Here is a 7603-nt window from a genome sequence, read left to right as displayed (position 1 = left end):
GTCTTCGTCGACGGCGGCCGGGTCCCGCCGGGAACGTTCGAAGTGCGCCGCGCGGCGCTGATCATCAATTACACGCCGAATACCGAGCGAAAGATCACGCAGCGCGAGCTCGAGCTCGAGATCGGCAAGGAGCTCGAGAACGTCCCGGACATCCGCTACTGGTTCCTCGACGAAAACGGTCTGCGCGCCATCTCGCTGGTGGTCACGGGAACGGACAGCAACATCGTCAACAACGTCGCCAGCGAACTGGCAACCCAGATGAAGCGGATTCCGATCATCTCCGACGTGATTTCGGAAACCGCGCTCGACCGGCCCGAGCTGCGTATCCAGCCGAAGGCGGATCTCGCCGCCAGGCTCGGCGTGTCGACCGAAAGCCTGTCGCAGACGATCCGCGTCGCCACCATCGGTGACGTCGGTCCGGCGCTGGCAAAGTTCGACGCCGGCGACCGGCTGGTGCCGATCCGGGTCGAGCTCGAAGACGCCGCGCGGGGCGATCTCGGCCTGCTCGAGCAGCTGCGGGTGCCGCTCGGCGAGCACGGCGAAAAGGGCGGCGTGCCGCTGTCGGTGGTCGCCGACATCAAGCTCGATCAGGGCCCGACCAGCATCAATCGCTACGACCGCGAACGGCAGGCCACGGTGGCAGCCGACCTGGTCGGCGCGGCGGCGCTCGGCGACGCCACCAAGAAGATCTACGACCTGCCGGTCACGAAGAGCCTGCCGAAGGGCGTCAAGGTCTCTCCGTCTGGCGACGCCGAAAGCCTGAACGAGCTGTCGGACGGCTTTGCCACCGCGATCACCGCCGGCCTGATGATGGTCTATGCGGTGCTGGTGCTGCTGTTCGGCACCTTCCTGCAGCCGATCACCATCCTGTTCTCGCTGCCGCTCTCGATCGGCGGCGCGATCGTGGCGCTGCTCTTGACCGGCAAGCAGCTGACCACGCCGGTGTGGATCGGCATCCTGATGCTGATGGGCATCGTCACCAAGAACGCCATCATGCTGGTGGAATTTGCCGTCGAGTCCTTGCGCGGCGGCAAGCCGCGCGAGGAGGCGATCATCGACGCCGGCATGAAGCGGGCGCGGCCCATCGTCATGACCACGATCGCGATGGCCGCCGGCATGATGCCATCGGCGCTGGCGTTCGGCGCAGGCGGCGAATTCCGCTCGCCGATGGCGCTGGCCGTGATCGGCGGCCTGTTGTTCTCCACGGTGCTGTCGCTGGTGTTCGTGCCGGCGATGTTCATGCTGATGGACGACATCGGCGCGCTGTTCTGGCATTTTGGGAAAAAAATGCTGGTCACCAGCGGGGAGAGCGAGAGCGCTGCGGAAGGTCATGCCGCCGGGCCCGGACCATCGCCGCCGAGCATCGTGCATTCGCCAGCGGCGGAGTGACCAGGAAGATCGCGAATCGTCCGTCGCTAAAACAGACGGCCAAATGGCGCTCCCGAGGGGAGACGAAGGGCGCTCTCAAGAACACCGATAAAATGGGCACAAACCAGCTTGCCTGCTGAGCGAGTGATACCACCCAAGTATACCACCGGGCAATGGCCCCGCCGATGGCGGACGGCCCGATTGCCGGTCGTCAACCGTTTCGTCTCCGCAAGGGAACCCGCTGCCTTGGATTGTGTTGGGGTTAGTCACAATCAGATTTCAAGGAGGAAATGATGTACAAGCTCGCAGTGGCAATATTGCTGTTATCCGCGCCGGCATTTGCCCAAGATAATAAGGTCGACATGCCGCCAACCAACATGAAAAATACGGTCATTCCGAAGTCGGGCGGCGAGCAGACGCCGGCAACAACGCCGACAACGGCCGCGCAAGCCAACTCACCCGGTACCAACGCAACGCGACCGGCGAAGGCGGGTCCGGAGCAAACCTCCGTTCCCAACGCTGGCCCGCCAGCCACAACGACTCAGACAACCGGCGCGAGCAACCAGAGTCCGACCGTTAGAAAAATGAACGAAGACGAAAAGAAGAAAATCGAAACAGAGGGCAAATAGCTCTTGGGCGAGCGGCCCGGCGACGTTCCGAAAGCGCGCGCCGGGCCTGCCCACTGCAAGGTCAGAGCCGCTGAGCGTCGCATGGCCGGAGTGAGCATAGCCTCATCGTGGCCCTTTCCAACTGGGCAGACCCGGAGCTGAGTAACTCCCAGCCGCAGGAAGCACTGGCGAAATTTGTCAAAGCCGGCTATTCTGTAGCCATGGTTTTCAGCCGCATCACCGTCGATCCCGCAGTCTGCACGGGAAAGCCCTGTATCCGCGGGCTTCGGTTTCCGGTGGCGCGGCTCCTTGGGCTGATGGCTGCGGGCGAGACGCGCGAGGCGATCTTGAACTCCTATCCTTACATCGAATCTGGCGACATCGACGAAGCTTTGCAATACGCCGCGTTCCTCGCTGAAGACGAAACCGTCGAGCTGCGGCCCCCCGTTCCTGCGAAGTGAGATTTCTGATCGATATGCCGCTTTCGCCGGCTCTGGCGTCGTGGCTTTCGGACCAAGGGCATGACGCCGTGCATGCGGCCGATTTGGGACTTAGCCGCGCGACCGACGGCGAGATCATGGAGCGAGCGAGGCACGAGGCGCGAACTATCATCACCGCCGACCTCGACTATCCGCGCCTGCTCGCAGTTGCCCGCGCAAGCGAGCCGAATTTGATCCTGTTTCGCAATGGCAACTGGTCCGAAGCTGACGTCCGCATTCGATTGGGCGAAGTCCTTGCCGCGCTGAGTGAAGCGGATGTTGCCAGCAGTATCATCGTCGTCGATCGGGATCGCGTGCGGCGGCGAAGGCTGCCGATCGGGCGATGAGTCCGGCGACGCCGAAAGCCTGAACGAGCTGTCGGACGGCTTTGCCACCGCGATCACCGCCGACCTGATGATGGTCTATGCGGTGCTGGTGCTCCTGTTCGGCACCTTCCTGCAACCGATCCCCACATCGTGCATTGGCTGGCGGCGAAGTAGCAAAGCGCAGCCTTCCAATTGGGATCGTATTCTCGCGCGCCGTCCGAATCATGTTGGCCGGGGCCCTCGAATGCCGGCGATCATCGCGCCGGCGACGGCATGATCTCTGGCTCAGCGGAAGGCGGCACCATCAGGGCCGTAAAACGCTCGGTCGCGCCGGGCTGGCCCAGCAGTGTTGACTGCAGCTCGAACTCGAACCTGGCGAAGTAGGAAGCCCGCGCCGCGATACTTTCCATCTTGGCGATGCAAGGCGCATCTCCGTCGAAGCACATCGCGGCCCATCCTCCCTCAAAGGTCTGCGTCGGCGGCAATGGCTCGTGATCGACCAGGGCAAGGCGCTCGTCATAGACCGGGTGATCCGGGCTGTAAAAAGCCGTGGCGAAGGCCAGCACATCGTCACCGCCGACCGCGGTCAGCGCCGCGTTGGAAAGCTTGTGCCACCGCCCGGTCAATTCCAGCGCGGCCTGGTGGTAGAAATTGCGTCCCTCATGCAATGGATGGTCGTTGCGATAGAGGGCATGAAGCGGTGCCCCGACAAGCGCGCTTGCCACCGCGATCGCGATGACAAATACCGCCAGATTGACCGTATAGAAGCGTTCGATCGGATAGCTCGCGCTGCCGACGACGCGAATCGCGAACAGGAACAGACCCTGGAGGGCCCAGACCGTCGGCATGTCGGTGCCAAATCCGACCGCCGTGATCGCCGGGAAGGCGATCGTCCCGGCGCCGATCAGAAACAGCAGCAGCAGGCCCGGATCCATCGCCCGGAATTCCCTGGCGAAATGTTTCAGGCGCTCTTTCACGATCAAGGCCCATGTCGCAGCAGGCAGCGCAAGAACGAGTGAGACGCCCAGCAGGAAAAGCATCGCCTCGTTCAGCGAAGGAACAAAGTCCTTGCCCGCATGCAAGACGAGCGCGTAGTTGATCGGTTTCGCGCCGGTCGTCGCCAGCCAATATAAATGCGGTCCAAGCGCGGCCAGCCCGACCGCTGCGGAAATCCAGGGAGCGAACGAACTGAAATAGGCGCGCCGTTGCGGATGGCAAATCGCGGCGAACAGAAAGCTCGCGATCAGAAACGCCGTATAGTATTTGCCCAGCATCGCAAGCGCGGCGGTCGCGCCGGCAGCGACTGCCCATCCGGCGTGGCGCGTTTCGAACGATCGCAGGAAGCAGTAGGTGGCGAAGGGCCACGCCGCCAAAAGGATGGTGTTGGCATTGAAACGCTGCGCATGAAACTGATAGGTCGGCATCAGCATCAGAAGCAGCAGCACCACCATTCTCTTGTCGCCGCGTACGAAGCGTCGTGAAATCAGGTCGACGGCCCAAAGTGCGATCGCCGAATTGGTCAGGGCCAGCAGCTGGAACGACCAGTTGGTGAGCGGAAAGACCGAAGTCCAGGCCCGCGCGACCCATCCCATCAGCGGCGGATGTTTGGTATAGCCCCATTCTATGCTGCGTCCGTACGTCCATGTTTCCAGCACGTCGGGGTGAAGGTCGCCGCCGTAATAGGCGACCGACAGATAGACCATCCAGATGGCGACAAATCCGAGCAGCAGCAGCGGAATGCCCCAGCCCGCTTCGACCCCATCCATCCACTTCGCAAACGGCTTCCGCCAGGGCGCAGGCGACAATTCCGAGCGCGCGGCCATGGCCGATAACGCACGAACAGACAACGCATGACACATAGGCACACAAACTCACAACGTGTTGCGAATGGACACGTCCGACCTGTCCGTCGCCGCAAAGGATTACAAACCGGTGGCGCCCCGCAACGCGGAATGTTTCCACTTGTTTCTGCGTGTTAAAAATAATTAATGGTCCAATTTCAGAATATTGATGTCCCAAATGAGATGATTTCGCAGGCACACGATGGCACGCTTCATCCACGCCATCGGGTGGTCCAAGATCCAAACAAAATCCATAAGATAAGTGAGTGAGCTGAAATCATGTGGGTCAGTGCGCACCGCTCGCTCTATTCGTTGCGCGCCACCGCGGTCAGCCGGGCGATGTTCTGTAGTAAAATGCGGCCGCGCTGCAGGTCGACAATGCCGTCCTTGCGCCATAGCTGCAGCTGGCGATTGACGCTTTCGCGCGCCGCACCCACAAAAATTCCGAGCTGCTCCTGCGAGATGTGCACCTCGGAACCGTAGTCGCTGGCGAGCGCACAAAGCCGGCGCGCCAGGCGGACCGGCAGCGGCTGCAGCACCGACTCCTCCATCCGCTCGCTCATCCAGCGGATCCGCTGACACAGCAGCTGGATCAGTTTGACCGCCACCCTGGGTTCGCGCTCGAGATGGGAGAGAAAATCCGCGCGCCGCAGCACGAACAGTTCGGTCGGCTCGCCGGCGGTTGCGTCCGCGGTGCGGCTCTGGCCATCGAGCACCGCGACCTCACCGAACAGATCGCCCGGGCCTTGAAAATTCAGGGTCAGGCGGCTGCCATCGGAGGCGCCGGTTTCAATGCGAATCTGTCCGCGGCGGACCCCATACAAAGCGTCGCCGGGATCGCCTTTCTGGAACAGCACCTCGCCCAGCGCCAGATGCTGGGTCTGGCAAAGGCCCGAGATCCGCTGCAATTCCTCGGTGCCCAAATCCGAAAACATCGGATTCATCTTCAGAATGACCGCAAATTCGGCCTGTTTGCTCATCGCAATGCCTTCCGCAATGGTCGTTCGCAAAATCGGCAATCTGCGAAGTGTGTCATAAGTCACAGAGCTTTGCAGCACCCCCGGATAATTTTTGGACAGCTTTGAGCCGCCTCCACTTTCCGGGATAGACTGAAGGCCATCGGCCGCGCCCGGAGCGGGCTGCTGCGAATTCAATGCCGCTGTCCCCATTGGAATGTCGTGATGAGAATCCTGAAATTTGCCGGCGCCGCCATTGCTGCCGTCGTCGTCATCGTCACACTGCTGCTGATCGCAGGCCTGCCTTCCGGCTTTCTGACCTCGGCGATACAAGCCAGGGTCGAACGCGAAACCGGCTATCGGCTGACGGTCCACGGCGCAACCAGGATCGGGGTCTGGCCGCAACTCAAGGTGACGCTGAACGACGTCAAGCTGCAGGATCCGAAAGACCGCGACGCCGGCAACGGTCTGACCATCGGCAGCATACAGGCCGAAATGACGCTTGGCGGCGTGTGGTCGGGCCATCGGCAGATCACCCGGCTTTCGATCGTCCGTCCGGTGCTGCGCGTGCCGTTGCTGCGCGAGCGTACCCGGGCGCTGGATCCCTCTTCCAGATCTTCGACGTCTTCCGGCGAGGCCGATGCCAATATTCCCGGCATCGATCGCGTCACCGTTGCCGACGGCATCATCGTGTTTTCCAATTCGCAAGACCGCGTGGAAAACCGGGTCGAGGGCATCAATGCCGAGGTCGCGGTCGACGCCGACCGCAAGATCGAGATCAGCGGCCGCGCCCGCGCCGGCGAGCATCCGCTGCAATTTGCGGTCAAGGCCACGGCGCCGGTGCCGCCGCTGGCGCGGCAGAACCTTCCCCTTGAGTTCACCCTCGATGCTGCGGACCTGTTGCAGGCGCCCCTGACAGCCCGCGCCGAGGTCCGGCTCAACGGAAAGGTGCTGATGATCAACGGCCTGACCGGGACGCTCGGCGACGGTGCGTTCAATGGCTGGGCGTCGGCCGATCTTTCCAGCAAGCCTCTGGTCAAGCTCGATCTCGACTTCCAGCGGCTTGAGATCGGGACTGCGAAGGCAGGCGGCACCCCCGCCGCGCCGACCTTGCAACCCCAGAGCAACACCTCGATCGACCTCATCGGCTTGAACTATGCCGACGTCCAGGCCAGGATCTCCGCGGCCGAGCTTCATTTCGGCGACGCTCAGCTGGCGCCGGCCGCGGTCGAGGCGGCGGTCGCCGGCGGCGTCCTCAAGGCGCGGTTTGCCAATCTCGGGGTCTATGGCGGCCAGGCCAGTTTCGACCTCAGCATCGATGCGTCGACCGGCAACCCCGCTTACGCGCTGCGCGGCGATCTCAGCGGCGTCCGCGCTCTGCCGCTGCTCGTAGCCGCTGCCGGCTTCGACAAGCTCGACGGCAAGATGCAGGCGAAAATCGCCGTGCACAGCGCGGGCGCGAGCCAGCACGCCATCATCTCCAACCTCGGCGGAACCGCATTCGCGGTGTTGCAGGACGGCGCTATCAGCGGTCTCAACGTCGCCCAGATGATCCGCGCGCTGACATCGGGCACGCTGTCGGGATGGCAGGAGCAAACTGAACGCTCGACCGACCTGACCCAGCTCAGCGCCTCGTTCCGGATCGAAAACGGCCAGGCCACCACCGGCGATCTGAATTTGGTCGGCCCGCTGGTGCGGGTCAGCGGCGCCGGCACCGTGGACCTCGCCGCGCAGTCGCTTTCGCTTCGGGTCGAGCCCAAGCTCGTGATGACGACCGAAGGCCAGGGCCGGACTTCCGACCCCGTAGGCCTCGGCATTCCCGTCGTGATCGACGGCCCCTGGGCCGAGCCGCGGATCTATCCTGACGTCAGCGGCATTCTGGAAAATCCCGATGCCGCCTATGCCAGGCTGAAGGCCATGGGCCAGGGCCTGTTCGGCGCCAATGGCGGCGGCCTGGGCGCGCTGGGCGGCCTGGTCGGAGGAGGATCGGGCGGCGGCCAATCCGATCAGCTCGGCGGCAAGCTC

General features: G+C 63.1%; 8 protein-coding genes. 6 read left to right on the top strand and 2 right to left on the bottom strand.

Going from position 1 to position 7603, the window contains the following annotated elements:
- From ABSG20_RS24740 to ABSG20_RS24720, 5 genes are all read left to right on the top strand, one after another.
- Positions 1–1389 (top strand): efflux RND transporter permease subunit (locus ABSG20_RS24740; protein ID WP_423867127.1); only part of this gene is annotated, 1389 nt, incomplete at its 5' end.
- A 272-nt stretch (positions 1390–1661) separates the two neighbouring features.
- Positions 1662–1997: a hypothetical protein gene (locus ABSG20_RS24735; protein WP_423867126.1), complete on the top strand. Its 336-nt coding sequence runs from the start codon at positions 1662–1664 to the stop codon at positions 1995–1997.
- Between the two features lie 107 nt (positions 1998–2104).
- Complete coding sequence (locus ABSG20_RS24730; protein ID WP_423867125.1) at positions 2105–2437, top strand: DUF433 domain-containing protein; 333 nt, start codon at positions 2105–2107, stop codon at positions 2435–2437.
- Between the two features lie 14 nt (positions 2438–2451).
- Positions 2452–2802, top strand: a complete 351-nt coding sequence (locus tag ABSG20_RS24725) for a DUF5615 family PIN-like protein (RefSeq protein ID WP_423867128.1) — start codon at positions 2452–2454, stop codon at positions 2800–2802.
- Positions 2732–3058, top strand: coding sequence for a hypothetical protein (locus ABSG20_RS24720; protein ID WP_423867129.1), 327 nt, complete (start codon positions 2732–2734; stop codon positions 3056–3058). Before ABSG20_RS24725 ends, ABSG20_RS24720 begins: the two co-directional genes overlap by 71 nt.
- Here ABSG20_RS24720 and ABSG20_RS24715 read toward each other — a convergent pair.
- Both ABSG20_RS24715 and ABSG20_RS24710 read right to left on the bottom strand, forming a co-directional pair.
- Positions 3036–4604, bottom strand: a complete 1569-nt coding sequence (locus tag ABSG20_RS24715; protein WP_423867124.1) for a glycosyltransferase family 39 protein — start codon at positions 4602–4604, stop codon at positions 3036–3038. The two genes, ABSG20_RS24720 and ABSG20_RS24715, sit on opposite strands and share 23 nt — an antisense overlap.
- A 323-nt stretch (positions 4605–4927) precedes the next feature.
- Positions 4928–5602, bottom strand: coding sequence for a Crp/Fnr family transcriptional regulator (locus tag ABSG20_RS24710; protein ID WP_423867123.1), 675 nt, complete (start codon positions 5600–5602; stop codon positions 4928–4930).
- Positions 5603–5803: 201 nt separating this feature from the next.
- Here ABSG20_RS24710 and ABSG20_RS24705 point away from each other — a divergent pair.
- On the top strand, positions 5804–7603 hold a 1800-nt coding region (locus ABSG20_RS24705; RefSeq protein WP_423867122.1), incomplete at its 3' end, for an AsmA family protein.

Source organism: Bradyrhizobium sp. (assembly GCF_049512235.1).
In the GTDB taxonomy this organism is placed as follows: Bacteria; Pseudomonadota; Alphaproteobacteria; order Rhizobiales; family Xanthobacteraceae; genus Bradyrhizobium.
Note: the sequence above shows the minus strand (reverse complement) of the source record. Positions and strands in the feature narration are given on the sequence as shown.